Below are 1,710 nucleotides of genomic sequence, written 5' to 3'. Positions count from 1 at the left end.
TGAGCGGTTTCCCTAACGCGCGTTGGATGTGCCCATCCGGCAGCTCCAGTAGGACGACGTTCACATACCGGAACAATTGAAAAATCGCCTGCCCGGTGGGTCGGGTCAGTTTCCGACCTCCTGCGCCCTTGAATGGGCGTTCCGGGGGGATGAACGGACGCACCCGGCGCTGGAAGAGGCGGGAAATGGCCAAGGCCAACAGAAACAGGGAGAGCACCTCGGGATTCCACGTTTTGTCCGGCACGTTGCCGTCGTGCACATCGCCGGAAAACGGGATGCCGTCTTCGTTGCCGATCAGCCCGAAACCGATTGGTTTTTGCCAACGATGGTGCCGGTTGCAACCATGTGTGATCTGCAGGGCCTCTGACGAGACCGATTCATACGCGCCGTAAACGGTCTTGTCCGTCGTATCGGAGTGGAAGACGCGAAGAGAGAGGCCTTCTTTCTTGTCGATCTGCACGAGGCAAAACGAAAGGACTTGATGGATATTGTCATACGGCTGATCGTCGCTGGAGAATAAGTATTTCTAGAATTCGTTCGATAAATTTGCCAATTTCCCGTGTACTCATGCCACTTTGATACATCTTGATGATGGTTTCCTCCAACCAGCCGGTATGTCGTTGGTAAGGGGCAAACAGCTGCGTTCGAAATTCTCCGTTTCGGTCTCTAGGGACCAAAAGACCTTCAATCCGGCCCTATTGTGTATCTAGATTTCGTTGGTAATAGCCGTTTCTCATGTTTGGCGTTCCAGCCTGTTCGATTTCGAGGAAATGTTTGATTTCTTCCCGCATGATCCGTTCTCATTTTTCTTTTACAAACTGACGAATGGTATTTTCCAGTTGATTTGCCCAGTCTACATTCGGTATACTTTTAGACATAGGTAGGGTTCTCCTTTCTCTAAGATTTTTGGTCCAATCAGAGAATACCCTACCTTTTTTCTTTTGTTCTAGCAAAATGCTTTACACAAAATTTTATACATCATCTTAACTTTGATTTAAGTTATGCAAAATAGTACGTATGAACCAAGTAAGTCTATCACTGTTCATTTTCCTCATAGCATGTTTTCTAACAAACTCTTGAATATCATCCCAATGATCAAGTTGAAGAATTTGTTCTAACTCTTGCTGAAGTTTTTGTCGATATTTCCTCTCTTCAGTTAAACGAAATTCTTTGACTAGTGTTTCTAATTCTTCATAGTTAGCACTGGGGTTAAAATAACATTCAAGAAAATATTTAAAAGTATCGTACTTCAGGTCCTCGTTCAATGATATCACCCTTTATTTTTATTTAACAATAGGAAATGCAGTTACTATTCTGAATCCTAGCTCCTGTGTTGAATCCCTAATCAATACTACTCTAGAATTGATCAGGTTATAAACGACATATTTTTTATCTCTAAGAACCCCTTTTCCTATTGGATGATTGTGTGATACATCGAATATTTTTCTTCCCGCATCAGATTCATTTAGCCATTTAGCAATATCATCGGCATTCTTGCGCAAGTTTTCCTGAATAGCTTTAATGGCTATCTGCTTATTAGTAAACGTAGTAGCTGCTTCTACATCTTCTTGAATGGCTCTTTTAATGAGTTCTTCATTTGTTTTTGACACATGTCTATCTAAAGTATGTCCACCAGCAGCTTCCATCCTATCAAGAAAATCAACATCGATCTTCCGTATTAGATCTGGATCTGCTGTATCTATACCCCTA

2 protein-coding genes and 2 pseudogenes are annotated in these 1,710 nt (G+C 42.7%); all 4 read right to left on the bottom strand.

All coding sequences use genetic code 11. The features are described 5' to 3' along the window. Positions 1-208: 208 nt before the first annotated feature. A pseudogene (locus tag B4113_RS21150) lies at positions 209-490 on the bottom strand (transposase); the annotation flags it as partial. Next, positions 478-878: pseudogene (locus B4113_RS18670) on the bottom strand (transposase); the annotation flags it as partial. The pseudogenes B4113_RS21150 and B4113_RS18670, both read right to left, overlap by 13 nt. Positions 879-983: 105 nt before the next feature. After that, positions 984-1,274 carry a hypothetical protein gene (locus tag B4113_RS07745; protein WP_231559790.1) on the bottom strand — a complete coding sequence of 97 codons (291 nt, stop codon included), beginning with the start codon at positions 1,272-1,274 and terminating at the stop codon, positions 984-986. Positions 1,275-1,283: 9 nt separating this feature from the next. Beyond that, a partial coding sequence (locus B4113_RS20435) for an RNase A-like domain-containing protein (RefSeq protein ID WP_304439354.1) occupies positions 1,284-1,710 on the bottom strand: 427 nt, incomplete at its 5' end.

The sequence above is a fragment of the Geobacillus sp. B4113_201601 genome, assembly GCF_001587475.1.
GTDB classification, from domain to species: Bacteria; Bacillota; Bacilli; order Bacillales; family Anoxybacillaceae; genus Geobacillus; species Geobacillus icigianus.
This window is presented reverse-complemented; position numbering and strand designations above follow the sequence as displayed.